A 25317-nucleotide genomic window follows, 5' to 3' on the forward strand; every position below is an offset into this window, starting at 1 on the left:
TCCAACGTACTCCGCCATGCAGATCGAAAACCCACCCACCGAGCGCCGCTCGGACAAACCCGCCGGCGAGCGCCGGGGCCTCGTGCTGGTGCACACCGGCGACGGCAAGGGCAAGAGCACGGCGGCCTTCGGCCTCGCGCTGCGCGCGCACGGGCGCGGCAAGCCGGTGAAGATCTTCCAGTTCATGAAGGTGCCCAGCGCACGCTTCGGCGAGCACCGCGTCTTCGAACAGCTCGGCATTCCCATCGAAGGCCTGGGCGACGGCTTCAGCTGGAAGAGCCGCGACCTGGAGCACTCGGCCGAGCTGGCGCGCGCCGGCTGGGAGCGCGCCCGCGCGGCGATCCTCGGCGGGGAGCATTTCCTGGTGCTGCTGGACGAGGTGACCTATCCGCTCATCTACGGCTGGCTGCCGCTCGCGGACGTGCTGCAGACGCTGCGCGACCGACCGCGCGAGGTGCATGTGGTGCTCACCGGCCGCCGCTGCCCGCAGGAGGTGATCGACCTCGCCGATACCGTGACCGAGATGGGTTTGGTCAAGCACGCGTTCCAGGCCGGGGTGCCGGCGCAGCGCGGCATCGAGGACTGAGCGCATGGCGACGAGGTCCGGGGCGCCCGCCATGCCTTGCGCGGCACCGTATCCGGCAGCCGAACGCGAGGCCGTCTACCGCGTGATCCGCGAGCGGCGCGACATGCGGCATTTCGCTGGGGGGCACGTCGAGCCGGCGGTGCTCGAGCGCCTGCTGCGCGCCGCCCACCAGGGGCCCAGCGTGGGCTTCATGCAGCCGTGGCGCTTCATCCGCGTGTCCGACCCGGCGCTGCGCCGCCGGCTGCACGCCTGCGTGGAGGCCGAGCGCCTGCGCACGGCGGAAGTGATGGGCGATGGCACCGCGCAGCAGGCCGATGGGCCGGCGGTGCAGGGCGCGGGGCGGCAGGCGGAATTCCTGCGGCTCAAGCTCGAAGGCCTTCTCGACGCGGCGGAACTGATCGCCGTCGCGCTCGCAGACGGACGCGAGGCGCATGTGTTCGGCCGCCGCACGATGCCGCACATGGACGTGGCCTCCGCGGGTTGCGCCATCGAGAACCTCTGGCTGGCGGCGCGTGCCGAGGGCCTGGGCATGGGATGGGTGTCGATATTCGATCCCGCCGACGTCGCGCGGCTGCTCGGCCTGCCGCCCGGTGCTGAGCCGCTGGCGCTGCTGTGCCTCGGCCCCGTGCACGATTTCTATCCCGAACCCATGCTGGCGCGGGAGCGCTGGGCGCGCCGCGCGCCGCTCGCCTCGGTGGTGTTCGAAGGCGCCTGGGGCCGGCCCGCGCCATGGCTCTCCGCCGAAGGCGCGGGGCAGGGAGCGCCTGCGGCCTGCGGTGTTGAAAGCGCCGATGGGGACGGCCGGCGAGCGGGCCCGGTCCACCCTGAAGCCGGGCCGGGAGGAGAGCGCTCCGATGGCTGACGGCGCTGCGCTGCTGCTGCAGGCGGCCGGGGCCGCGCTGCCCGCGGGCCTGGCCCTGGGGCTCGCACTGGCCATCGACCGCTGGTGGGGCGAGCCGCCCGTGGCCGTGCACCCCGTGGTCTGGATGGGCCGCGCGCTCCAGTGGTGCGGGGAGCGCATCGCACCCGGGCAGCCGGGCCCGGCCGATGCGCGCGCCTTCGCGCTCGGCGCGGCGGCCTGGCTGGCGCTGGCGTCGCTCACGGCGGCCATCGCCTGGGGGCTGCAGCGCTCCACCGGGCCCCTGCCGTGGTGGCTCGCCGCGCCCGTGCTCGCCGTGCTGCTGAAGCCGATGCTCGCCTGGCGCATGCTGCACGACGAGGTGGTGGCGGTGGAAGCCGCGCTCTCGCAGTCGCTGCCGGCCGGGCGCGAACGCCTCGCGCGCCTCGTGAGCCGCGACGTACAGGCGCTGGAGGCCGTGCAGGTGCGCGAATCCGCCATCGAATCGCTCGCGGAAAACCTCAACGACTCCGTCGTGGCGCCGCTGTTCTGGTTCGCCGTGGCGGGGCTGCCCGGCGCGGCGGTCTACCGCCTCGCCAACACCGCCGACGCCATGTGGGGCTACCCCGGCATGCGCGGCGGCCGCTACTGGCAGTGGGCCGGCAAATGGGCCGCCCGGGCGGACGACGTGCTCTCGTGGGTGCCGGCGCGCATCACCGCGGCGCTGCTGGTGCTGTGCGCACCGGGCACCTCCGGCGCGCGCTGGGCCGCCGTGGCACGGCAGGCGCGCCGCACGCCCTCGCCCAACAGCGGCTGGCCCATGGCCGCGATGGCGCTGGCGCTCGATGTGCGGCTCGCCAAGCCCGGCGTCTACACGCTGCACGGCAGCGGCCGGCCGGCCACCCCGCCCGATACGCGCCGCGCGGCGGTGCTCGCGGGGCGGGCCGTGTGCTGGTGCGTGCCGCTGGCGCTGTCGGCGCTGTGGTTGCGGGCGCTGCTGCAGGCGGGCATGGCCACGGGGTGGGGCGCATGACGGGCTCCCCGCATGGCGGGCCCGACGCGCTGGGCGTGCCGCTGCACGATTTCTCGACCAATGCCAACGCCTGCGGCCCGTGCCCGATCGCCCTCGCGGCGGTGCGCGCGGCCGATGCCTCCCGCTACCCGGACCCGGACTACACCGCGCTGCGCGAGGCGCTGGGCGCCTGGCATGGCGTGGCGCCCGACTGCATCGTGCCGGCCGCGAGCGCCAGCGAATTCATCCACCGCATCACCGCCTGGGCCGTGCGGCAGCGCGCGGCCGGCGTGGTGCTGCCGGCGCACGCATATGGCGACTATGCGCAGGCGGCCGCGGCCTGGGGCCTGCCGGTGTTGCCGGTGCTGCCGGCATCGGCCGTGTTCCCTGAGGCGCCACCCCCCTGGGTGCTGCACTGGGCCTGCGAGCCTTCGAGCCCGCTCGGCACGTCCGACCCGGCGCTGGAGACGTGGCGCGCGGAAGAGGCCTCCGGCAGTGGCGCGGACCGTGCCCTGCGCGTCGTCGACTGCGCCTATGCACCGCTGCGCCTGGCGCCGGCGGGCGCGGGACGGCACGGGCCTGCGCTGCCGGTGAACGCCTGGCAGCTCTGGACGCCGAACAAGGCCCTCGGCCTCACGGGCGTGCGCGGCGCCTATGCGATCGCGCCGGAGCATGCGCGGCCGGCGGACATCGCCGCACTGCGGTCGCTGGCGCCTTCCTGGCCCGTCGGGGCGCACGGGGTGGCGATGCTGGCGGCCTGGGTCGATCCGGCCGTGCAGGACTGGCTCGCCGGGTCGCTGGCGACGCTGCGCGGATGGAAGGCACACCTGCGGGAGGCGTGCGAGGCCATGGCCTGGGCGGTGCATCCGGGGAGCCAGGCCAACTACCTGGTCGCGCGTCCGCCCGTGGCCCACCTGGCGCAGCGCCTGCGGGATCTGCGGGCGCAGGGCATCAAGCTGCGCGACTGCGCGTCCTTCGGCTTGCCCGGCCGCGTGCGCCTGGGCGTGCTGCCGCCGGCCTCGGTGGCGGCCCTGCAAAGTGCCTGGAAAGCCTGAGAGCATCGTGTTCCGCCGGCGCCTGCGGGATGCAAGGTGCGCCACGGGTCGCTACCATGCCGCCTTGCCGCATCCTGCGGACCCTGTTCCCTTTCTACGGAGCCCTGCCGTGCGATCCATCACCGTGAGCCGCTACGTGACGCCGCTGCGCGAAGGCGGCTCGATGCCAGCCGTCGTCGAAGGCGATGACCTGGGCGTCTACGTCCTCAAGTTCCGCGGCGCCGGGCAGGGCGTGCGCGCCCTGCTGGCCGAGATCATCGCCGGCGGCATCGCGCGGGCGCTGGACCTGCCCGTGCCCGAAATCGTCCTCGCGCACCTCGATCCCGCGCTTGCGCAGACCGAGCCCGATCCCGAGATCCAGGACCTGGTCCGCGCGAGCGCCGGCCTCAACGTGGCGCTCGACTACCTCTCGGGCGCCGTCAACTTCGACCCCGCGGTGGACCGCGTCACGCCCGATTTCGCGTCGCGCCTCGTGTGGTTCGACGCACTGGTGGGCAACGTGGACCGCACCGCGCGCAACACCAACCTGCTGATGTGGCACCGCAACCCCTGGCTCATCGACCACGGGGCCGCGCTCACCTTCCATCACGCCTGGGGAGGCGCCGTCGCCCAGCCCGCCAAACCCTTCGCTCCGATCGCCGACCACGTGCTGCTGCCGCAGGCCACGCTGCTCGCCGAGGTGGACGCGGGCCTGGCGCAGCGCCTCACCCCGCAATGCCTGCAGGCGGTGCTGGCCGACGTGCCCGATGAGTTCCTCGCCCTGGCCGGCGCGGAGCACGCGGACGGCCCCCTGGCCGCACCGGCGTCGCACCGCCAGGCCTACGTGGATTATTTCCTCGCGCGGCTCGCGGGCCGCCCGGCCTGGCTGCAGGGAGCAATCGATGCACGCGGCTGACGTCTACGACTACGCCATCGTGCGCGTGGTGCCGCGCGTGGAGCGCGAGGAGTTCATCAACGCCGGCGTGATCCTGTCGTGCCAGCGCACCGGCTTCCTGCAGGCGGCCATGGCGCTGGACACGGGACGCCTGCTCGCCCTTGATCCCGATGCGGACGTGGAGACGGTGCACCGCCACCTCGGCGCCATCGTGGCCCTCTGCGCGGGCGATCCGGGCTGCGGGCCGATCGCCGCGCTGCCGTACCGGGCCCGCTTCCACTGGCTGACGGCGCGGCGCAGCGCCATCATCCAGACCTCGCCCGTCCACACGGGCCGCTGCACCGATGCGGCGGCTGCGCTGGAGCACATCATGGACCGCATGGTCCGGCGCTGAGCGGGCGGCCGACCGGAGCGTGGGGTTCGCCTGCCGGCCCTTCCATGCGCGGCAGCGACGGCCGCGCGCAGGGGCGGTGCGGGCCGGGGGAGGTCGGGATGCGGGATGCCGGCTGACATGCGGACGGCGCCCCAGGCGGGGCGTCCGCCCCCGGGCGGGGCGAAAGAATCGGAGGCCGAATCCTCCGTTCATTCCCCGCAAGGAACCCTATGGCCTCATCTTCCACCTCCTCCACCCCTTCCACCCCCTCCACGCCATCGCAGCGCTTCGCCGGCAAGGTCGTCATCGTCACCGGCGCGGGCTCCGGCATCGGCGCGGCCACGGCACGCCGCTTCTCGCAGGAAGGCGCCATGGTCGCGATCGCCGACCTGAGCGACGAGAAGCTCGCCGCCACCCGGGCCGATCTGCCGTCCGAGCGCACGCTCGTGCAGCCCGCCGACGTCTCGCTGTTCGACGAAGTGCAGGCCCTGGTCGACGCCACGGTCGAGCGCTTCGGCCGGCTCGACGTGATCGTCAACAACGCCGGCATCGCCGTGCAGGGCAAGGTCACGGAAGCGAGTCTGGAAGACTGGCACCGCATCCTCGCCACCAACGTCTCGGGCGTCTTCCATGGCGCACGCGCCGCCATGCCGCACCTGCAGAAGTCCAGGGGCTGCATCGTCAACACCTCGTCCGTCTCGGGCCTGGGCGGCGACTGGGACATGAGCTTCTACAACACCTCCAAGGGCGCGGTCTCGAACCTGACGCGCGCGCTCGCGCTCGACCATGGCAAGGACGGTGTGCGCGTGAACGCGGTGGCGCCCAGCCTCACTTTCACCGGCATGACGGAAGACATCAAGGGCAACCCCGAACTGCTCGCCAAGTTCGCCGAACGCATCCCGCTGGGCCGCGGTGCCGAGCCCGAGGAGATCGCCTCCGTGATCGCCTTCCTGGCGAGCGAAGACGCGGGCTTCGTCACCGGCGTGGTGCTGCCGGTGGACGGGGGCGTGTCGGCATCGAACGGGCAGCCGCCGCAGGGCTGAGCCGCCGCCGCGTCGGGCGGCCCGGGGCCGGGCGGCAATGCGCAGCGGTCCGAAGTCGGTTGCGGCACCGCAGGGCAGGGCACCGCAGGGCAGGGGACAATAGGCACCCAGCGCCAGCCGTGCGGTCCCTCCGCCCGGACGCGTGCCTGCCCTCCTTACCGCCGTGCCGTGATTCCCACCTCCCATCCCTCCCCGAGCGCGTCCCGCGGGCGTGCCCGCGCCCCGCGGGCCGCGCACCGCTCCTCTCCACGCCAGCGGCCTGCACGCCTCCCTCGGAGAGCCGCATGACGGCCCGCTGCATCATGGTCCTCGGCACCTCCAGCGGCGCCGGCAAGAGCTGGCTCGCCACGGCCCTGTGCCGCTGGTTCAGCGACCAGGGGCTGCGCGTCGCGCCGTTCAAGGCGCAGAACATGAGCAACAACGCGCGCGTGGTGGCGGCGCCCGGCGGCGGCCTGGGCGAGATCGGCAGCGCGCAGTACTTCCAGGCCCTGGCCGCGCGCACGGAGCCCGAGGTGCGCATGAACCCGCTGCTGCTCAAGCCCGAAGCGGACACGCGCAGCCAGGTGGTGCTGATGGGGCAGGTGAGCCAGGAGCTCACGCGCATGCCCTGGCGCGGCCGCAGCGCGCACGTCTGGCCGCACGTGGCCGCCGCGCTCGACGCGCTGCGGGCCGAGAACGACGTGGTGGTGATCGAAGGCGCGGGCTCGCCGGCCGAGATCAATCTGCATGCGAGCGACATCGTCAACATGCGCGTGGCGCGGCATGCCGGCGCGCACTGCCTGCTGGTGACCGACATCGACCGCGGCGGCGCGTTCGCGCACCTCTACGGCACCTGGGCGCTGCTGCCCGAGGCCGAGCGCGCCCTGATCCAGGGCTTCGTGCTCAACAAGTTCCGCGGCGACGCCGCACTGCTCGCGCCCGCGCCCGAGATGCTGCGCGAGCGCACCGGAGTGCGCACCGTGGCCACCATTCCCATGCAGTGGCGCCACGGCCTGCCGGAGGAAGACGGTGTCTTCGACGACGCGGGCCACGTGCGCTCGGGAGCGGGCGGGGCGGTGCACACCACGGTGGCGGTCGTCGCCTATCCGCGCATCAGCAACCTCGACGAATTCCAGCCGCTCAAGAGCGTTCCGGGCCTGCGCCTCGTCTGGGCGCGCAGCCCCGCCGAAGTGGCCGCGGCCGACTGGATCGTGCTGCCCGGCTCCAAGGCCACGGCCGCCGACCTCGCCTGGCTGCGCGCCCAGGGTCTGGACGCCGCCATCGCCGCCCACGCCGCGCGCGGAGGCCGCGTGCTCGGCATCTGCGGCGGCCTGCAGATGCTCGGCGAGGCGCTGATCGACACATACGGGGTGGACGGCAACGCGCCCGGCCTCGGCCTGCTGCCGCTGGTCACCGCCTTCGATCCCGCCAAGACCGTGCGCCGCACGCGCACCGCTTTCGGCACGCTGCAGGGCGCCTGGAGCGCGCTTTCGGACACCGCAGTGCAGGGCTACGAGATCCACCACGGCCGCACCGCCCAGCACCCGGCCATGGCGGCCGCCGGCGACGTGGCGCACGAGGCGATTCCCGGCCTGGCATGGCAGAACGCGCGCGGCAACGTGCTGGGCCTGTACCTGCACGGCCTGTTCGAGGACGCGGACGCCCTGCGTGCGCTCTTCGGCGCGGACGTGCCCACGCTGGACGCCGTGTTCGACCGCCTCGCGCGCGGCGTGGACGACTGGTTCGATCCCGCCTGGCGCGCCCTGCAGCGCGCAGGCAGATGACGACAACGGCGCCGTGCGCAGCCACGGTGCGTTTCCTGCAATCCGAAAGTTTTCCATGACCCCGAACACCAAAGCTCCGGCTGGCACCTCCACCACCGGCCCCGGCACCGCCGACGCCCGCGCGGATGACCAGGCCCTGGCCGCGCGCCTGCAGCACCGCATCGACCACAAGACCAAGCCGCTCGGTGCGCTGGGCCGGCTCGAATCCCTGGCCGTGCGCATCGGCCGCATCCTCGGCACCGAATCGCCGGAGCTGCGCGATCCGCAGATGCTGGTCTGCGCGGCGGACCATGGCATCGCCGCGCGCGGCGTCTCCGCCTATCCGAGCGAGGTCACCGCGCAGATGGTGGAGAACTTCCTCGCGGGCGGCGCGGCCGTGAGCGTGCTCGCGCGCCAGCACGGCCTGGCGCTCACCGTGGCCGACTGCGGGGTGGCGGCGCCCGTGCCTGCGCGCGAGAACGCGCCAGGGCAGCCTCGCCTGCTGAGCCACTGCCGCGTGGCCGCGGGCACCGCCGATGCGTCGGTGGGGCCGGCGATGAAGGCGGCGCAATGCGCGCAAGCCCTCGACAACGGCCGCTCCATCCTGAGGTCGCTGCCGGGCAATGCGCTGCTGCTGGGCGAGATGGGCATCGGCAACACCTCGGTCGCCAGCCTGCTGCTCGCGCGGCTCTGCGGGGTCGCGCTGGAGGACTGCACCGGCGCGGGAACGGGACTGGACGCCGACGGCATCGCGCGCAAGCGGGCCGTGCTGCGGCAGGCGCTGGAGGCCAATGCCGAAGCCACCGCCCCGTTCGATGCCCTGGCGGCCCTGGGCGGCCTGGAGGTGGCGACGCTCGCCGGCGCGGTGCTGCAGGCGGCTGCCGAGCGCCGCGTGGTCGTGGTGGACGGCTTCATCACCAGCGCCGCCGTCCTGGTCGCCAGCCGCATGGAGCCTGCGGTGCTGGAGTGCTGCGTGTTCTCGCACCGCTCCGGCGAACCGGGCCATGCGCACCTGCTTGCGGCGCTGGGCGCGGAGCCTCTGCTCGACCTGGGCCTGCGCCTGGGCGAGGGCTCCGGCGCCGCGCTCGCCTGGCCGCTGCTCGTGTCCGCCTGCGCGATCCTGCGCGAGATGGCGAGCTTCGAGCAGGCGGGGGTGTCGCGGCAGCGCGATTGACGGGAAACTCCGCTACCGGCGATCCTCAATGATCGTGGTGCAGATAGCTCGCCTGCCGCGGCAGCCGCAAGCTCACCAGGAACGCCACCACCATCATCGCCGTCACGTACCAGAAGAACGCCGACTCGTGGCCCAGCGTCTTCAGGCCGAGCGCGACGTATTCGGCCGAGCCGCCGAAGATCGCGTTCGCCACCGCGTAGGCCAGGCCCACGCCGAGCGCGCGCACCTCGGGCGGGAACATCTCCGCCTTCACGATGCCGCTGATCGAGGTGTAGAAGCTCACGATCGCCAGGGCCACCACGATCAGCGCGAAAGCCGCCACGGGGTTCGTCACGTGCTGCAGCGCCGTGAGGATCGGCACCGTGCCGACGGCGCCCAGCGCACCGAACAGCAGCATGTTGTTGCGCCGGCCGATGCGGTCCGACAGCGCACCGAACAGCGGCTGCATGCACATGTAGCAGAACAGCGCGCCGGTCATCACGTAGCTGGTCGTCTTGATCGGCAGGCCCACCGTGTTCACGAGGTACTTCTGCATGTAGGTCGTGAAGGTGTAGAAAATCAGCGAGCCGCCGGCCGTGTAGCCCAGCACCGTGAAGAATGCGGCCTTGTGGTGGCGGAACAGTCCGGCGATCGAGCCGGCGTCTTCCTTCTTCTTGTCCGCATCGCTCTGCGTCTCGTGCAGCGTGCGGCGCAGCATCAGCGCCACCACCGCGGAGATCGCGCCGATCACGAACGGAATGCGCCAGCCCCAGGCCTTCAGCTCCGCGTCGGAGAGCAGCGTCTCCAGGATCACGATCACCAGCACGGCGAGCAACTGCCCGCCGATCAGCGTCACGTACTGGAACGACGAGAAGAACCCGCGCTGGCCGCGCAGCGCCACCTCGCTCATGTAGGTGGCGGTGGTGCCGTATTCACCGCCCACCGAGAGGCCCTGGAACAGCCGGCACACCAGCAGCAGGAAGGGCGCCCAGGCGCCGATCGCCGCGTACGTGGGCAGGCAGGCGATGACGAGCGAGCCGGCGCACATCATCGTGACCGAGATCAGCATCGAGGTCTTGCGGCCGTAGCGGTCCGCGATGCGGCCGAACAGCCAGCCGCCGATGGGGCGCATCAGGAAGCCCGCGGCGAACACGCCCGCCGTGTTCAGCAGCTGCGCCGTGGGATCGGATTTCGGGAAGAACGCCGGCGCGAAATACAGCGCCGCGAACGCATACACGTAGAAGTCGAACCATTCGACGAGGTTGCCCGAGGAAGCCGCCATGATCGAGAAGACGCGGTGGCGCTTCTCCTCGGCGGTATAGGGGCGGGGCGCGGGATGCTGCGCATCGGCCGCTGCGGGGGAGTTCGTGCTCATTGCTGGATGCCTTTCCGGCCGCGCGCGCCGCAGGGCCGGCGCGCGGAATATGTGGTGTAGTTTCTGGCCGGCTCGGATTGTCCGGCCGCCTGGCTGCGCGTTGATGTCAGTCAATCGCGCAAAAAACCCAGGGCCCTGGCAGGGCGCGTCGCTGCCCGGTGGGTGGCGCGATGCACCCATGCCGCTGGCGTGCAGGGGGTGGTGGCGGCCTACACCGCTTCGGCTCCCGCGGCCGGCTCCGGGAACCCCTGCGGCCGAGTAGGCTCCATCACACAGGCGGGCCGTTCGTGCAACAGGGCGTTTTCCTCGGGCGGCCCCGTCTTCTGCCATCCCGTCCACCTCCGTCACCGACAAAGGATCTTCCGCATGCAGCCTGATCAGACCCGCGCCGTCATGACCCTGGCCCTCATGGCCGCCTTCGCCGATGGGCAAAAAGACGACCGCGAACGCGACCACCTCCGCGACCTCGCCCAGTCGCTGGGATCGTCCGCCGGTGGCGCCGACCTCATGAAGACCTACCAGGACGTGCTGCTGGGCCGTGCACGCCTGGAGGACGCCGCCGCCGCGCTCGACACGCCCGGCCTGCGCCAGCTGGCCTTCGAGATGGCCGTGGGCGTGTGCGATGCCGACGGCGTCTGCAACGAGCGCGAGAAGGCCTTCCTGGAGCAGTTGCGCGCCGCGCTCGGCATCGCGCCATCCGAGGCCAGTGCGGTCACCGAACAGGCCGATGCCCTGGCGAATGCGCCCGTGCGGGCCCACCCCGTGGAAGGCGAGGACGTGCCCCCGGCCGCGCTGGCCGTGGCCGCCGCGCCGCTGGCCGCTGGTGCAGCAGCCGCCGCAGCCGCGCAAGGCACGGCGCCCGGCCCACGCGCCGCTTCCGTGAGCGACGCCGAGATCGATTCCATGGTGCTCAACGCCGCCATCCTGAACGGCGCGCTCGAGCTGCTGCCGCAATCCCTGGCCTCCATGGCCATCATCCCGCTGCAGACGCGGCTGGTGTACCGCATCGGCAAGGTCTACGGCTACGAGCTGGACAAGGGCCACATCGCCGACTTCCTCGCCACGGTGGGCGTGGGCCTCACCTCGCAGTACGTCGAGCAGTTCGGCCGCAAGCTGGTCGGCGGCCTGCTGGGCAAGGTGATGGGCGGCCTGGGCCGCGCCGTGGGCAGCGCCGCCACCGGCTCCGCGTTCTCCTTCGCCACCACGTACGCACTCGGCAAGGTCGCGCAGCGCTACTACGCGGGCGGCCGCACGCTGGGCACCGACGCGCTCAAGTCCGCCTTCACCCGCACCGCCGAAGAGGCCAAGGGGCTGCAGCAGCGCTATGCGCCGCAGATCCAGGAACGGGCGCGGGGGCTGGACGTGGGCAAGCTCCTGAAGGAGTTGCGGGCCTGACGCTACCATTCGCCGGAGCGCTTGACGTCCCTGCAGCCGGATCGCTGCAGGGACGGGCGCTGCGACCCGCGCGCCCAAGGGCGCGACCCCGATGGTGGAATGGGTAGACACGCTGATCCAAGTTTCAACCCACGCGTCCTTGTGAACGCGACGTTCTGGCAATAGCATACGCGCCCTGGCGGGGTGCGACCCGATGTAGGCCGTATCAATTGCCGCGGTGTCCATGTTCCAATCCACGCGCTCTCGATGAGCACGACTTGCAGATCCTGCCTCGTTCAACCTATGCGCGCCTGTGTGGAACACGAGGTGATCGTCTCGAAGTTTTCCGGCTGGTTCTCGCAGTTTCAACCCACGCGCCCACGCGGAGCGCGACCGACCATCCGCAGGCGCGCGTCCTGGCGTGCCGATGTTTCAACCCACGCGCCCACGCGGAGCGCGACTGTACGCGGAAGTGGTCCGTCATGCTGCTGCTTTCAGTTTCAACCCACGCGCCCACGCGGAGCGCGACGCCCCGAGCTGGGGCGGATTTCAAAACACGTTTGGTTTCAACCCACGCGCCCACGCGGAGCGCGACGTGCTGGTGCGGGTGCTGCCGACGGCCACCGGCAAGTTTCAACCCACGCGCCCACGCGGAGCGCGACTCGCGTAGAACGCCCGCAGCTTCAGGAGGTCAGGTTTCAACCCACGCGCCCACGCGGAGCGCGACCTGACGGCGGCCGGCGCCGGTGCCATCGCGTTCCTGTTTCAACCCACGCGCCCACGCGGAGCGCGACCAAAGCGAGCAGGTCGGCCTTCTTGGCCTTCGGGTCGTTTCAACCCACGCGCCCACGCGGAGCGCGACACTCGACGCCGGCCTGCAGCATCTGCGGCCCGGCGTTTCAACCCACGCGCCCACGCGGAGCGCGACGCATCGAGCGCGCCACGGTCGCCATGCAGGCCGGCGAGTTTCAACCCACGCGCCCACGCGGAGCGCGACTCCATGATCTCCGCCACGATGGCGATGCAGTTCGCGTTTCAACCCACGCGCCCACGCGGAGCGCGACTCCGAAGAAACATGCCGTGCCGGAACATCGTGTCGTTTCAACCCACGCGCCCACGCGGAGCGCGACCTGCGCCTTGGCTCCGAAAACAGCTCGAGGACGGCGTTTCAACCCACGCGCCCACGCGGAGCGCGACAGTCGCAGATCGACCCGTCCAAGGCCGTGGTGCTGGCGTTTCAACCCACGCGCCCACGCGGAGCGCGACCGGGGCTGCAGCGGCCGACGATGCCACGGGCGAGGTTTCAACCCACGCGCCCACGCGGAGCGCGACGGCTCCCGCGGCATCGTTCGGGTTGCCGGTGCCGTTTCAACCCACGCGCCCACGCGGAGCGCGACACGATTTCGATCCCTTCGCGCACGTGCAGGTCGTTGTTTCAACCCACGCGCCCACGCGGAGCGCGACGGCAGCAACTGGATGATCGACGCGCAAGGTCTCGTTTCAACCCACGCGCCCACGCGGAGCGCGACGTGCCGGTGGAGCAGCAGCACCTGGTGCCGGACCCGTTTCAACCCACGCGCCCACGCGGAGCGCGACGCCGCTACCTCGTCGCATACACCCCAAGGGCAAAGGTTTCAACCCACGCGCCCACGCGGAGCGCGACCAAGGCCAACCCCAAGGCGACGGAGAGTTCGACAGTTTCAACCCACGCGCCCACGCGGAGCGCGACGGGCGTGGACTTCGTGCTGATCACGCAAAGCGTGATGTTTCAACCCACGCGCCCACGCGGAGCGCGACGCGGTTCGGCCGTATGCCATTCGCGGGGGTCATGGTTTTTCAACCCACGCGCCCACGCGGAGCGCGACACCATCTGGTCTTTCGCCGCCGTGATCGCCATGGTGTTTCAACCCACGCGCCCACGCGGAGCGCGACCTGGATGGCGTATCGCGCCATCAATGCCCGCATGTTTCAACCCACGCGCCCACGCGGAGCGCGACCTTGATCTTCATTGGTCGAAGCCTGTTCATGGGGGTTTCAACCCACGCGCCCACGCGGAGCGCGACTTGGCCGGCTTCCTGGCCTGTCCAAGATCCTGTGTTGTTTCAACCCACGCGCCCACGCGGAGCGCGACCATCGCGGTCGCGGCCATCAAGTTCCTGCGCTCCGCGTTTCAACCCACGCGCCCACGCGGAGCGCGACCTTCACGGTGTCCAAACCGCTGTTCTGTGTCGTGTTTCAACCCCCGCGCCCACGCGGAGCGCGACCGTGGCCCTGTGCATGGTGTGCGGGACGGTATTGGCGTTTCAACCCACGCGCCCACGCGGAGCGCGACGGTCAGCTCTGCGGCAAAACCGAACTGGCAGAACGTGTTTCAACCCACGCGCCCACGCGGAGCGCGACGTCACGGTCCACAATGAAGAGCAGGTAGACCGCCGTGTTTCAACCCACGCGCCCACGCGGAGCGCGACGAGCCGGCCATCCCCTTGACGCCCACGTTCCAGGCGTTTCAACCCACGCGCCCACGCGGAGCGCGACCACCCACGGCACCGACCATCGACGGCCTGCTGGCGTTTCAACCCACGCGCCCACGCGGAGCGCGACAGGTGAAGCGTCCTGGCCTTCAGTGCAGCAGATGCCTGTTTCAACCCACGCGCCCACGCGGAGCGCGACGGGCGGCGTCGATGGCTACGTCCAGTTTTTCGGCCGTTTCAACCCACGCGCCCACGCGGAGCGCGACTTGGCACCATTGGCTCGCGGCGGCCACATCTTCTGGTTTCAACCCACGCGCCCACGCGGAGCGCGACCCAAGGCCAACCCCAAGGCGACGGAGAGTTCCACAGTTTCAACCCACGCGCCCACGCGGAGCGCGACAGCCTGGAGCCGTCATCGTCGTGGACGAGTTCCAGTTTCAACCCACGCGCCCACGCGGAGCGCGACGTGCCGTCCTGCTGGTTGACGCCCGTCAGCTCGCAGTTTCAACCCACGCGCCCACGCGGAGCGCGACTGGTACGCCCCCACCCAGCCTGCAGGTGTCTCGATGTTTCAACCCACGCGCCCACGCGGAGCGCGACGGCATCTTTATAACGCCCCGTCTCCTCAACCATTTTTCGCGCATTTCCGCGAACCTCGGGCCGCTGCTGAAGAAAAATCCCGCCGCGATCCTCGCGCGGAAGAAAACCTTTCCTTCTCAACCACTTGCACCCGCGCGAACCCTGGAGCGCCGCGCCGATCACTGGCGGTTCGCGGCGGGGACGCCAACGAGCGCGACCAATCGCCCTCAGGGCCCCGGCGTCTTCGGCTCGTAATCGCACCACGGCCGCACCACGCATTCCCAGCAGCGCGGCCTGCGTGCCTGGCAGACGTAGCGGCCGAGCAGGATGAGCCAGTGGTGCGAGTCCACCGCGTATTCGGCGGGCACGCGTTGCAGCAATTGCATCTCCACGGCCAGCGGATTCTTGCCGGGCGCGAGGCCGGTGCGATTGCTCACGCGGAAGATGTGCGTGTCTACCGCCATGGTGGGCTGGCCGAAGGCCACGTTCAGCACCACGTTGGCGGTCTTGCGGCCCACGCCGGGCAGGGCTTCGAGTTCTTCGCGCGTGCGGGGCACGGTGCCGCCGTGGCGCTCCACCAGGATGCGGCAGGTCTCCAGCAGGTGGCGGGCCTTGCTGCGGTAGAGGCCGATGGTCTTGATGTAGCCCTCCAGCCCCTCCAGCCCCAGGTCGAGGATCGCCTGCGGCGTGCCGGCCACAGGGAACAGTTTGCGGGTGGCCTTGTTCACGCCCACGTCCGTGGCCTGGGCCGAGAGCAGCACGGCGGCCAGCAGCTCGAAGACGCTGGTGTACTCCAGCTCGGTGTTGGGTTGCGGGTTGGCGGCCTTCAGCGCGGCGAAGAAGGGTTCGATCTGCGCGGTTTTCATGGTGGGTTGGGGCAGGGCGGGACAGGGTTGCCGCAGGCTCTCGGAGTATGGGCTCCCGCCCATTGTCGTGCAGCGCATGCGGCGTGCGCATCGCAGCGGCACGCCCGGACCCGCCGGCCTGGTCCGCACTGCATGAAACCTGCATGCCAGTTGGCGACAATGGGGGATTCTTCGCCAACCCCCGTGACCCAAGCCATGCAATTCGCCGACCGTCTGAACAACGTAGAAACCTCCGCCATCCGCGAGCTGTTCAAGCTGCTGGGCAAGCCCGGCATCATCAGCTTCGCGGGCGGCTTCCCCGACAGCGCGATGTTCGACGTGGACGGCATCCGCGAGGCGTCGCAGCAGGTGCTGTCGCAGGAGCCGGGCGCGGCGCTGCAGTACGGCGCCACCGAGGGCTACAACCCGCTGCGCGAGCAGCTGTCGGCCTTCATGGCTGCCAAGGGCGCGCAGGGCGTGCGGCCCGAGGACCTGATCGTCACCACCGGCAGCCAGCAGGCGCTGGACCTGCTCGGCAAGACCCTCATCAGTCCCGGCGACAAGGTGATCGTGGAAGGCCCGACGTTCCTCGCCACCATCCAGTGCTTCCGCCTCTACGGTGCCGAGCTGGTGAGTGCGCCCGTGGACGGGAACGGCGTGGATGCCGACGCGCTCGAGCTGCTCATCGTGGAGCACCGCCCCAAGTTCGTCTACCTGATTCCCACGTTCGGCAACCCGAGCGGCGCGCTGCTGTCGCTGGAGCGCCGCCGCAAGATCCTGGAGCTGGCCGTGCGCCACCAGGTGCTGATCGTCGAGGACGACCCCTATGGCGACCTGTATTTCGGCGAGGCACCGCCGCCCAGCCTGCTGGCGCTGTCGGCCACGGTGCCGGGCAGCCGCGAGCTGCTCGCGCACTGCGGCAGCCTCAGCAAGGTGCTGAGTCCGGGCCTGCGGGTGGGCTGGCTGATCGCGCCGGCCGAGCTGCTCGCCAAGGCCACGATGTGCAAGCAGTTCAGCGATGCGCACACCAGCACCTTCGCGCAGGCCACGGCGGCGCAGTACCTGCGGTCCGGCCGCATGCCGGCCACGCTGGCGAAGGTGCGCGCGGTGTATGCCGAACGCGCGCAGGCGATGGGCGATGCGCTGCGCCGCGAGCTGGGCGACGCGATCGATTTCGTGCAGCCGCAGGGCGGACTGTTCGTGTGGGCGCGGCTCACGGGGGCGGGCGGCGCGGTGGCCGACGGCAACGTGCTGGCCAAGCTGGCGATCGACCAGGGCGTGGCCTTCGTGCCGGGCACGCCGTTCTTCTGCGCGAACCCCGACCATGCCACGCTGCGCCTGTCGTTCGCGACGGCCGACGTGGACAAGATCCGCGACGGCGTGGCGCGCCTCGGCCAGGCGCTGCGCGGCTGAGGTGGGCATGCCGGACACCGACCGCACCGCCTCCGCGCGCATCGACGAGCTGGAGATCAAGGCCAGCTACGCCGAAGACCTGCTCGACCAGCTCAACATGACCGTGTACCGGCAGCAGCAGCAGATCGAGGCGCTGCAGCAGGCTTTGGTCGCGCTGCGGCAGCAGCTGCCCGAGGCGGGCGGGGCGGGCCCGGCGCTGAACCTGCGCAACGAGCTTCCGCCGCACTACTGACCTGACCGGGCCGCCCTGCGCGGCATCCTCCACCGACTGAAAGAACCGTGCCATGCCCATGACCTACCGCCGCCTCGGCCGCAGCAACCTGCAAGTCTCCGCCCTGTGCCTGGGCACCATGATGTTCGGCGACCAGACCGGCCGCGACGAGGCCGCAGCCATCGTGGCCGACGCGCGCGAGCACGGCGTCAACTTCATCGACACGGCCGACGTGTACACCCGGGGAGCTTCCGAGTCGATGCTGGGCGAACTGCTGGCGGGCCAGCGGCACGACTGGGTGCTGGCGACCAAGCTCGGCAACCGCATGGGCGACGACCCGAACCAGTCGCAGTACTCGCGCACCTGGATGCTGCGCGAGGTGGAGGCGAGCCTCGCGCGGTTGCGCACCGACCACGTCGACATCCTGTACCTGCACCGCGATTTCCCGGGCATGGACCTGGAAGAGCCGCTCTTCGCGCTCGACGCGCTGCTGCGCGCGGGCAAGATCCGGTACTGGGGCGTGTCCAATTTCCGCGGCTGGCGCATCGCGGAGCTGGTGCACGGCGCGGCACGCATCGGCATGCCCGGCCCGGTGGTCTGCCAGCCCTACTACAACCTGCTCAACCGCATGCCCGAGGTCGAGATCCTGCCGGTGTGCGCGCACCATGGCATCGGCGTGGTGCCCTACAGCCCGATCGCGCGCGGCGTGCTGACGGGCAAGTACCTGCCGGGCCAGACCCCGACGGCCGATACGCGCGCCGGCCGCGGCGACAAGCGCATCGCCGAGACCGAGTTCCGCGAAGAGTCGTTGCAGATCGCGCAGCGCCTGCAGGCGCACCTGCAGGGCCGCGAGACGACGCTCGCGCAGTTCGCCACGGCCTGGGTGCTGCGCCACCATGCGGTGTCCTCCGTGATCGCCGGGCCGCGCACGCTGCGGCAGTGGCAGGATTACCTGCCCGCGCTGGAGTGCCAGCCCACCGCCGAAGACGAAGCGTTCGTCGACGCGCTGGTCCCGCCGGGGCATCCCTCCACGCCCGGGTACACCGACCCGGCGCATCCGCCCGCACCGCGGCTGCGCGCCGCGGGCGGCTGAACTCCGGCGCCCAGGCACGGCGCCGCCGGCCCGGTTCCTGCGCGGGGCTGCGCGTGCGGTGGTTCGCATCGCCGCGCGCGGCTTCGCGCCGCGCATGCAGCCGTTGCTGCCCGGGGCATCATGGGGTGCCATGACACCCCGCCTTTCACCGGCGCGTTCGCCGTCGCCCGCCGCAGCCGCGTCCAGCGTGCGCGAGCGCGGTTTTCCGGACGACCGGCGCACTTCGCCTGCTCTTCCTTCTTCTTCATCTTCTTCCGCGCCGCACGCATCCGTACCACCGCTGGCCGCCAGGTCTGCCACTCCGGGCGCTGTCGGCAGCCCGGTGCGCGCGGTGCTCCCTGCGCCCGGGAGGACTTCCGGCACGGAGCCGCTCCCACCGCCGGCATCGCCCCCGCCGGTGTCGGCGCAGGACCTCATCGCGGACATGTCCGGGCTGTCCGCCGTGCTCCAGGGGCGGCCCTTCCACCGGCCCGCGTCGCAGCAGTACCGGTTCGCCCGGCGCCTCGCGCCCGCCCACCGGGACATGCTGGAACAGGCGCTGTGCGACCGGGTGCGCAACGCGGCACGGAATCTGCAGGAGCGCCGCGCGGCCCTGACCATGTGGATGGCGGTGCAGCAGGCGCGACTGCGCACCTATGACGAGGCGCAGCGCGAGCAGTACGCGCTCGACCGGAGGAATGCGGTGGAACGGGGCCTGTGCATCGTCACGCTGCCGGCGGTGCCGTTCATGCTGTGGTCGCTCCGGCGCAATCACCACCGGTCACCGGTCCGCGTGGAATACGCCACGGCCTTCGACAATTTCATGCGGATGCTGCGCGATCCGCAGGTGCCGCCGGAACTGCGCGAAACCGTGGCGCAACGGCTGGACTACCACCTGCGCCGCGAGGGAACGATCGCCCCGCGGCAGGCGGAACTGCTGAGACGATGGGGTGCGATGGAGCTTGCGGAATCCGGCTACCTGGTGTCCGAGGACCGCGACCTTCCGCCGCACCGCATCGAGGACATGCACGTGCTCCTCCGCCGGAGGCTGCAGACCGCCAGCGGGCCGGAGGCGCCGGCCGGGCGGCTGACCCGCCAGGAACTGCTCGCCGATGCCGTGGCCGCACTGACCGGCACGCATTGGGACGATCTCGATCTGTCGGCGCTGACCTGCAACCGCACGCAGGAGGTACTGGACCATCTGCACGACCTCGGCGACCGCGACAGCCGATCCCATGCGCGGGCCCGGCTGGCGCTGGAGCAGGCGCGCGGCCGCGTGGAGCCGCTCGTCCGGAACCTGCTGGCGCTGGTGGCAGAGGGGGTGCGGTCCGCGCGCACGCTGGAGCGGGCGAGACAGGGGCGGGTCGACCGGGCACGCCGAGCCGTGGAGTGAGGCAGCTCGCAGGTGCCGGTCCGTGCGGCTTCCGCCGCCCGCTATGAAAACCATAGTGGTGAATGCCGCGGTTACCATCGGCGCATGCGAAAAACCTACCTGCTCCACATCGAGGGCAAGAACCGCGATCGGCTCCTGGACGCCGCTCGCCACGACATCCACCGCTACCTGCGCCGCGAGCGCCGCCGTGTGCTGCCCGAAGGCGCGCGCTTCTGGGATTTCGACTGCCGTTTCGGCAGCACGCAGGAGGACGCGCACTCCGTGCAGGTCGATGAGATCACCGGCCTGATCGACGAGGTGGCGCGTTCCGGCGCCGCGCAGTTCTACGTCGAGATCATGGCGAAGCCGGGCGAAGGCATGCCGCCGAAACGGGCGCCGTCGTCCGTGCTGCAACAGGAATTGGACGACGCGGAGGCGACGGGCGGACCGGACCGCGACTGAGACCGCGGGGCGGCATGTGCCAGGGGCTTGCCCGGGCCCGTCAGCTCCCTTTCCGGTTCGCGGGTGCCGTCCTTCCGGCACCGCCATCGCGATCGCCGTTGCCGGACCCGGGCCCTGCGGTGGTCGCCGCGGCCTCTGCGGCTGCAGCAGCAGCCCGCAGCTTGTCCTTCTTGCTCGGGCGCTTGCCCTTGATGCCACCCGTGCCCGGCGGGAGCTTGGCCGGCCGCTGCACCGCACCGGTGGCGCCATCGGCAGGTGCCGCCCCGTCGGCGGGGGCGCCATCCAGCGCGGGCAGCGCCACCTCGAATCCCGCCAGCTGCTCGACGGGCAAGTCCTGCAACCCGTGCCGTTTGGCGATCAGCCGCCAGTGCGGCGCGGCCTCCGGCGTGACGAAGCTCACCGCCGCACCGCTGGCGCCGGCGCGGCCCGTGCGGCCGATGCGGTGCACGTAGTCGGCCGCCGCGCGCGGCAGGTCGTAATTGACCACGGCCGGCAGCCCGGCGATGTCGATGCCGCGCGCCGCGAGGTCGGTGGTCACCACCACCTGCCAGCGCTCGTCCTTGAATTCCTGCAGCACCTGCCGCCGCGCGCCCTGGCTCAGGCCGCCGTGGAAGGGCGAGGCGAAGATGTCTGCCTGGTAGAGCTTCTCGGCCACGTGCTCGGCGGCGTACTGCGTCGCCACGAACACCAGCACCCGCGTCCATCCGGTCTCTTCCTTCAGCAGGTGCTTGAGCAGCTGCGTGCGGCGGTTCCCGGCCACCGCGATCGCGCGCTGGGCGATGTCGGGCGCGGTATCCGGCGCCTGCGGCACCTCGATGCGCAGCGGATCGCGCAGCAGGCCTTCGGCCAGCCCGGCGACCTCCTGCGGGAAGGTCGCGGAGAACAGCAGGTTCTGGCGCCGCGCCGGCAGCAGCGCCAGCACGCGCTGCAGCTCCTCGGCGAAGCCCAGGTCCAGCAGCCGGTCGGCCTCGTCCAGCACCAGGGCCTGCACCTGCGCGAGCGACAGGGCGTTGTGCTCCACCAGGTCCAGCAGCCGGCCCGGCGTGGCGACGACCACGTCGGCGCCGCCGCGCAGCGCCATCATCTGCGGGTTGATCGACACGCCGCCGAAGGCGATCACGGTCTTGAGCGGCGCGCCCGGCAGGTGGCCGGCCAGGTCGCGCAAAACGCCCCCCACCTGCGCGGCCAGCTCGCGCGTGGGCACCAGCACCAGCGCCCGCAGGCGCCGCGGCCCGGGACGGGCGCCGGCCAGTTGCGCCTCCGGCAACAGGCGCTGCAGCAGCGGCAGGCCGAAGGCGGCCGTCTTGCCGGAGCCGGTCTGCGCCTGGCCGAGCACGTCGCGGCCCTCCAGCACGGCGGGCACGGCCTGGGCCTGGATGGGGGTGGGCGTGGCAAAGCCCAGGGCATGTGCGGCGTGGACGAGGGCGGGCGAGAGGCCGAGGGCGGCGAAGGGCATGGCGTGCGGAAGGCGGGAACGGCCGCCGTGCGCGCGATGGGGCGGCGCACGGCTGCGGAAGGAACGAAGGGCGGAGGAGGCGCACACGGTGGCGCCATGCGGCGGATTGTGCGGCACGCGGCCCGGCCCGGGATAATCGCGCCATGCCCCGCCTCTTTTCCGTCCCTGCCACCGATCGCCTCCGCCGGAGCCTGCCATGCGCCTGAGCGATCTGGGAGGCCTCGTCTATTCCACCGAATCCGGCCGCATGTGCCCGACGTGCCGCCAGCCCTTGGCGCAATGCGCCTGCGCGGCGGCGCGTGCCGCGGCCGTGCCCGCGGGCGACGGCATCGTGCGCGTCTCGCGCGAAACCAAGGGCCGCGGCGGCAAGGCGGTGACGGTGGTCAAAGGGGCCGCGCTGCCGGCCGCGGAACTGGTGCAATTGGGCAAGCAGCTCAAGGCCGCGTGCGGCACGGGCGGCACCGTGAAGGACGGCGTGATCGAGGTGCAGGGCGACCATGTGGAGCGCGTGGTGCAGGCCCTGCAGTCGCTCGGCCACCGGGTGAAGCGGGCCGGCGGCTGAACCGGTGGTGCCCATGGACCCGGCCCAGCTCGAACGCCTGTTCACCGTCACGATGCCCTATGGCAAGCACCAGGGCACGGCCATCGCCGACCTGCCCGGCAACTACCTGAACTGGTTCGCGCGCGAAGGCTTTCCGCCGGGCGACATCGGCCGCCTGCTCGCGCTGATGCACGAGATCGACCACAACGGGCTGTCGGACCTGCTGGCGCCGCTGCGCGCCCGTCGGGGCGGGTAGCAGCCCCGGCGGCTGCGGCCCGGCGGCATGTCTCCGCCGGCTCAGTGCGCGTGCGGATCCCCGCTTTCCGCAAAATCCGGCAGGCGCCCGATCATGGCGCGGAACAGATTGCGCGCCACGCCATGCGCCGCCTGCTGCAGTCCCTGCGCCACCTCGGGCGTGAAGAGGCGGCCGGTATGCTCCGTCCACAGCCGCACCCAGGCCGCGAAGTGCGCGGGCGTCACGCCATCGAGGGGCCGGTGGCTCGCCACCACGTTGCCGCGGTAGCTGCGTGCGCCCAGCGCCACCGTGCTCCAGAAATCGACCATGCGGGCCAGGTGCTCCTCCCACCGGCCCTGCAGGGCGGCCTCGAACACCGGGCCCAGCAGCGGGTCGCGGCGCACGTCGGCGTAGAAGCCGTGCACCAGCCGGGTGATGCTGGCGGTGTCGGGCGTGGCGATGGGCGTTGTCGATGTCATGGAGCGGGCAGGGAATGCAAAATGGTCCGGTGCGCGTCAGCGCCGGTCAGCCGCAGGCGCAGCCCGTGGGACCGCAGCCCTGCGCTGCAGTCGCTGCGGGCGCGGCCTCGAACTGCGGAAACAGCACATTGTTCTCCAGATGGATGTGGTCGACCAGGTCGTCGGCCAGTTGCCGGATGCCGGCGTAGAGCGCGCGCCAGGTGTTGCAGGCGCCCTCCGGCGGGGTGGTGTCGTTCGTGAGCGCCATCAGGCGGTCCAGCGCCTCGCCGTGGTCGGTGTGCTCCGTGCGCATCACGCCGATGGGGTGGGATGCCATGGGATGGCCGCCGGTCTTCAGCATCGGGAACAGCACCATCTCTTCCTTGCGCATGTGCGAGAGCAGTTCTTCGTGCATCGTCTCCAGCGCATCGGCCAGCCCCGCCGGCACGGCCGGGTGGTCGCGGTGCACGGCCTCCACGCGGCGCGCCATGCGGATCAGCTCGGGCAGCTGCGCGCGGTGCACCTCGTGGTAGCGCGCGAGGATGTGGTCGATCAGTTCCGACGGCGTGCCGGCGTCGGGCGGGGCGGTGGGGCGCCGCAGCGCCGACAGCTCGCCGAGCAACGCCTGCAGGTCCAGGCCCTTGGCGGCGGCGGCATCGCGCAGCGCCACCTGCCCGCCGCAGCAGAAATCCAGCTTCAGGCGGCGGAACACCGCGGTGGCGCCGGGCAGTTGCACGGCGATCTGGCCGATCTGCTGGGCAGGATCGATCGCGGCCGGGGCAGCGGTGTGGGCAACGGCAGGCAGGCGGGCGTTCATGGCGGGTTCCTTTAAAGATTCATTCGTGATGAATATTTTATGCAATAAGATTCATCCCATGAGACTCTTTCGGATTGATCCAACGCAAACGCCATGCGCCTGACCCAGTGGACCGACTACGCCCTGCGCGTGCTGATGTACTGCGCCGCCAGCGAAGGGCGTGCGCAGCCCGTGACCATCACCGAGATGGCCGAGCAGCACGCCATCTCGCGCAGCCACCTCATGAAGATCGTGCAGGCGCTCGCCGCGCAGGGGTTGCTGGACACCACGCGCGGGCGGGGCGGGGGGCTGCGCCTGCGCGTGCCGGCCGCGGAGATCCGCCTGGGCGACGTCGTGCGCCTCACCGAAAGCGATTTCGACATGGTGGAATGCTTCGATCCGGCCGTGAACCGGTGCCGGCTCACCGGCCATTGCCTGCTGCGGGGCGTGCTCGCGCAGGCCACCCAGAGCTATCTGGCGGTGCTCGACGGCGTGACGCTGGCCGATCTCGTGGCGCGCCCGGCCGCCGCGGGAGCCACGTCGACCGCGCGGCGCCGCGCGCTGGCGGCGGTGCCGGTGCCCGGTTTGCCGGTGCGCGCCCCTGCCGAAGCGCAGCCCTGAACGCGGGTTCTCCGCGCGGCCGCACGGGCGGGTTGCCGCGCAGGTGGGCGGGCGACGGCTTCGCGCATGCGGACCATGCCAGCACCCGCGGCGCGGCAGCGCTGCAACCCTAGGCTGGTGCGTTGCCACCAGCCGGCCCGCCCTGCGCGCAGACTCCGCGGCGCCTTGGACGCATGGCAGCATGCGGCATGCGCTGGCACGCAGCCGCGCTCGCCGCTTCCTCCGTCATCGGCCCTTCTTCCGTATCCTGCAGCCCATGACCGGCCCCGTGACCGGAGGAAGGAAGCGCAGTGAACCCTGAGATCGACGACCTGCTGCCCGGCCGGCTGCTGCGCCGCCCGGGCCCGCCACGGGCGGCCGAAAACTTCCCCGGCGTGCGCATCGAATCCGGGCGCCTTGCCGAAGTGCTCGCGCCCGATGCGCCGCTCTGGGTGCTGCACGAGGGCGCGATCCACGCCGAAGGCCCGGCATGGCAGGCGTCGCACCGGCGCCTGCTGTTCTCCGACGTGCCCAACCGGCGCGTCAACGCCTGGTACGAAGAGGATGGCCGGGTTGAATCGGTGATCGATCCGGCCTGGTTCCCGAACGGCAACGCGGTGGCGGCGGACGGCAGTGTCTACCACTGCGAGCACGGACGCCGCTGCATCAGCCGTTCCGCACCCGATCTGCGTGGCGGGCCGGAGCCGATCGTGACGCACTACGAGGGCCGGCGGCTCAACGCCCCGAACGACGTGGCCATCGCGCCCGACGGATCGGTGTGGTTCACCGATCCGGTCTTCGGCATCGTGATGCCCGCCCAGGGCGCGCTGGCCGAGCCCGAGTTGGCGCACCGCAGCCTCTACCGTTTCGATCCCGCCAGCGGCGCGCTCGCGCGCATGGCCGATTTCGAGCAGCCGAACGGCGTGGCGCTGTCGCCCGATGGGCGCACCGTCTATGTGACCGACACGTCGAGGGCGCTCGGCGAGGCCCCCGGCGGCGTTCCGGGAACCCGGCACCACGTCGAGGCCTTCACGCTGGGCACGGAGGGGGTGCTGCCCGACCGGCGCTTCTTCTGCTCGCCCCCGAAGGGCAACCCCGACGGCCTCGCGGTGGATGCCCGCGGCTGGGTCTGGTGCAGCGCGGCGGACGGGGTGCACGTCTGGTCCGCGGATCAGCAATACCTCGGCTGCATCCCCATCGCGGAAACGGTGTGCAACGTCTGCTTCGGCGGCAGCGGCGGGCGGCGGCTGTTCATCGCGGCCTCCACGCGGTTGCTCGCGATCGATCTGCGCGGGGGCTGAGCACGGGGGGCATCGCAACCATGCCACGTCGTCGTGCAGCGGAGGCGATGCGGCACTGCCGGTCCTCCGGATGCGGCGCG

Annotated in this window: 24 protein-coding genes and 1 CRISPR repeat array; of the genes, 19 read left to right on the plus strand and 5 right to left on the minus strand. The window is 71.7% G+C overall.

What is annotated here, in order from left to right; all coding sequences use genetic code 11:
- Positions 1-16: 16 nt before the first annotated feature.
- The 9 genes from cobO (at position 17) to cobT (ending at position 8697) form a co-directional block, all read left to right on the plus strand.
- Positions 17-586, plus strand: coding sequence for a cob(I)yrinic acid a,c-diamide adenosyltransferase (cobO, locus tag Q9R47_RS09585; protein ID WP_311232983.1), 570 nt, complete (start codon positions 17-19; stop codon positions 584-586).
- A 4-nt stretch (positions 587-590) separates the two neighbouring features.
- On the plus strand, positions 591-1448 hold the full coding sequence (bluB, locus tag Q9R47_RS09590) for a 5,6-dimethylbenzimidazole synthase (RefSeq protein WP_404977124.1): 858 nt from the start codon (positions 591-593) through the stop codon (positions 1446-1448).
- The gene (gene cbiB, locus Q9R47_RS09595) at positions 1441-2457 is read left to right on the plus strand and encodes an adenosylcobinamide-phosphate synthase CbiB (protein WP_311232984.1); all 1017 of its coding nucleotides are present in this window, start codon (positions 1441-1443) and stop codon (positions 2455-2457) included. Before bluB ends, cbiB begins: the two co-directional genes overlap by 8 nt.
- Complete coding sequence (locus tag Q9R47_RS09600; protein WP_311232985.1) at positions 2454-3491, plus strand: aminotransferase class I/II-fold pyridoxal phosphate-dependent enzyme; 1038 nt, start codon at positions 2454-2456, stop codon at positions 3489-3491. The genes cbiB and Q9R47_RS09600 overlap by 4 nt, the downstream gene beginning before the upstream one ends.
- Positions 3492-3600: 109 nt before the next feature.
- Positions 3601-4386 carry a HipA family kinase gene (locus Q9R47_RS09605; protein WP_311232986.1) on the plus strand — a complete coding sequence of 262 codons (786 nt, stop codon included), beginning with the start codon at positions 3601-3603 and terminating at the stop codon, positions 4384-4386.
- On the plus strand, positions 4373-4759 hold the full coding sequence (locus Q9R47_RS09610) for a DUF3037 domain-containing protein (protein ID WP_311232987.1): 387 nt from the start codon (positions 4373-4375) through the stop codon (positions 4757-4759). Before Q9R47_RS09605 ends, Q9R47_RS09610 begins: the two co-directional genes overlap by 14 nt.
- Positions 4760-4968: 209 nt before the next feature.
- A complete protein-coding gene (locus Q9R47_RS09615) occupies positions 4969-5781 on the plus strand; it encodes an SDR family oxidoreductase (RefSeq protein ID WP_311232988.1) in 813 nt (270 codons plus the stop codon).
- Positions 5782-6065: 284 nt separating this feature from the next.
- The gene (locus Q9R47_RS09620; protein ID WP_311232989.1) at positions 6066-7544 is read left to right on the plus strand and encodes a cobyric acid synthase; all 1479 of its coding nucleotides are present in this window, start codon (positions 6066-6068) and stop codon (positions 7542-7544) included.
- Between the two features lie 55 nt (positions 7545-7599).
- The gene (gene cobT, locus Q9R47_RS09625) at positions 7600-8697 is read left to right on the plus strand and encodes a nicotinate-nucleotide--dimethylbenzimidazole phosphoribosyltransferase (RefSeq protein ID WP_311232990.1); all 1098 of its coding nucleotides are present in this window, start codon (positions 7600-7602) and stop codon (positions 8695-8697) included.
- A gap of 25 nt (positions 8698-8722) precedes the next feature.
- On the opposite strand, the gene Q9R47_RS09630 is transcribed toward cobT, so the two are convergent.
- Positions 8723-10051, minus strand: coding sequence for an MFS family transporter (locus Q9R47_RS09630; protein WP_311232991.1), 1329 nt, complete (start codon positions 10049-10051; stop codon positions 8723-8725).
- A gap of 366 nt (positions 10052-10417) precedes the next feature.
- Here Q9R47_RS09630 and Q9R47_RS09635 point away from each other — a divergent pair, with 366 nt between their 5' ends.
- Positions 10418-11446: a DUF533 domain-containing protein gene (locus Q9R47_RS09635; protein WP_311232992.1), complete on the plus strand. Its 1029-nt coding sequence runs from the start codon at positions 10418-10420 to the stop codon at positions 11444-11446.
- Positions 11447-11787: 341 nt separating this feature from the next.
- A CRISPR array of direct repeats spans positions 11788-14496; the repeat unit is 32 nt; unit sequence GTTTCAACCCACGCGCCCACGCGGAGCGCGAC.
- 206 nt (positions 14497-14702) lie between these two features.
- On the opposite strand, the gene nth is transcribed toward Q9R47_RS09635, so the two are convergent.
- Entirely contained in the window at positions 14703-15341 is a 639-nt protein-coding gene (gene nth / locus Q9R47_RS09640; RefSeq protein WP_311232993.1) for an endonuclease III, read from the minus strand.
- A gap of 195 nt (positions 15342-15536) precedes the next feature.
- On the opposite strand from nth, the gene Q9R47_RS09645 reads away from it, so the two are divergent.
- The 5 genes from Q9R47_RS09645 (at position 15537) to Q9R47_RS09665 (ending at position 19850) form a co-directional block, all read left to right on the plus strand.
- Complete coding sequence (locus Q9R47_RS09645; RefSeq protein ID WP_311232994.1) at positions 15537-16733, plus strand: PLP-dependent aminotransferase family protein; 1197 nt, start codon at positions 15537-15539, stop codon at positions 16731-16733.
- 7 nt (positions 16734-16740) lie between these two features.
- Positions 16741-16965, plus strand: coding sequence for a SlyX family protein (locus Q9R47_RS09650; protein ID WP_311232995.1), 225 nt, complete (start codon positions 16741-16743; stop codon positions 16963-16965).
- Positions 16966-17023: 58 nt separating this feature from the next.
- Positions 17024-18037: an aldo/keto reductase gene (locus Q9R47_RS09655; protein ID WP_311233218.1), complete on the plus strand. Its 1014-nt coding sequence runs from the start codon at positions 17024-17026 to the stop codon at positions 18035-18037.
- Positions 18038-18461: 424 nt separating this feature from the next.
- Positions 18462-19409, plus strand: coding sequence for a hypothetical protein (locus Q9R47_RS09660; protein ID WP_311232996.1), 948 nt, complete (start codon positions 18462-18464; stop codon positions 19407-19409).
- A gap of 84 nt (positions 19410-19493) precedes the next feature.
- A complete protein-coding gene (locus tag Q9R47_RS09665; RefSeq protein ID WP_311232997.1) occupies positions 19494-19850 on the plus strand; it encodes a DUF6172 family protein in 357 nt (118 codons plus the stop codon).
- 40 nt (positions 19851-19890) lie between these two features.
- On the opposite strand, the gene Q9R47_RS09670 is transcribed toward Q9R47_RS09665, so the two are convergent.
- Positions 19891-21306 carry a DEAD/DEAH box helicase gene (locus Q9R47_RS09670; protein ID WP_311232998.1) on the minus strand — a complete coding sequence of 472 codons (1416 nt, stop codon included), beginning with the start codon at positions 21304-21306 and terminating at the stop codon, positions 19891-19893.
- Positions 21307-21502: 196 nt separating this feature from the next.
- Between Q9R47_RS09670 and Q9R47_RS09675 the strand changes: the two genes are divergently transcribed.
- Positions 21503-21868 (plus strand): translation initiation factor Sui1, encoded by a 366-nt coding sequence (locus Q9R47_RS09675; protein ID WP_311232999.1) that lies wholly within the window; start codon positions 21503-21505, stop codon positions 21866-21868.
- Between the two features lie 13 nt (positions 21869-21881).
- Positions 21882-22103 (plus strand): DUF3820 family protein, encoded by a 222-nt coding sequence (locus Q9R47_RS09680; RefSeq protein ID WP_159502655.1) that lies wholly within the window; start codon positions 21882-21884, stop codon positions 22101-22103.
- Positions 22104-22144: 41 nt separating this feature from the next.
- On the opposite strand, the gene Q9R47_RS09685 is transcribed toward Q9R47_RS09680, so the two are convergent.
- Positions 22145-22561, minus strand: a complete 417-nt coding sequence (locus tag Q9R47_RS09685; protein WP_311233000.1) for a group III truncated hemoglobin — start codon at positions 22559-22561, stop codon at positions 22145-22147.
- A gap of 46 nt (positions 22562-22607) precedes the next feature.
- Entirely contained in the window at positions 22608-23357 is a 750-nt protein-coding gene (gene ytfE / locus Q9R47_RS09690; RefSeq protein ID WP_311233001.1) for an iron-sulfur cluster repair protein YtfE, read from the minus strand.
- Between the two features lie 93 nt (positions 23358-23450).
- Between ytfE and Q9R47_RS09695 the strand changes: the two genes are divergently transcribed.
- Together Q9R47_RS09695 and Q9R47_RS09700 are read left to right on the plus strand one after the other, a co-directional pair.
- Positions 23451-23957 (plus strand): Rrf2 family transcriptional regulator, encoded by a 507-nt coding sequence (locus Q9R47_RS09695; protein WP_311233002.1) that lies wholly within the window; start codon positions 23451-23453, stop codon positions 23955-23957.
- A 290-nt stretch (positions 23958-24247) separates the two neighbouring features.
- Positions 24248-25237, plus strand: a complete 990-nt coding sequence (locus tag Q9R47_RS09700; protein WP_311233003.1) for an SMP-30/gluconolactonase/LRE family protein — start codon at positions 24248-24250, stop codon at positions 25235-25237.
- The last annotated feature ends 80 nt before the right edge of the window (positions 25238-25317 follow it).

The sequence above is a fragment of the Acidovorax sp. PRC11 genome, assembly GCF_031844105.1.
Taxonomy (GTDB): Bacteria; Pseudomonadota; Gammaproteobacteria; order Burkholderiales; family Burkholderiaceae_C; genus Paracidovorax.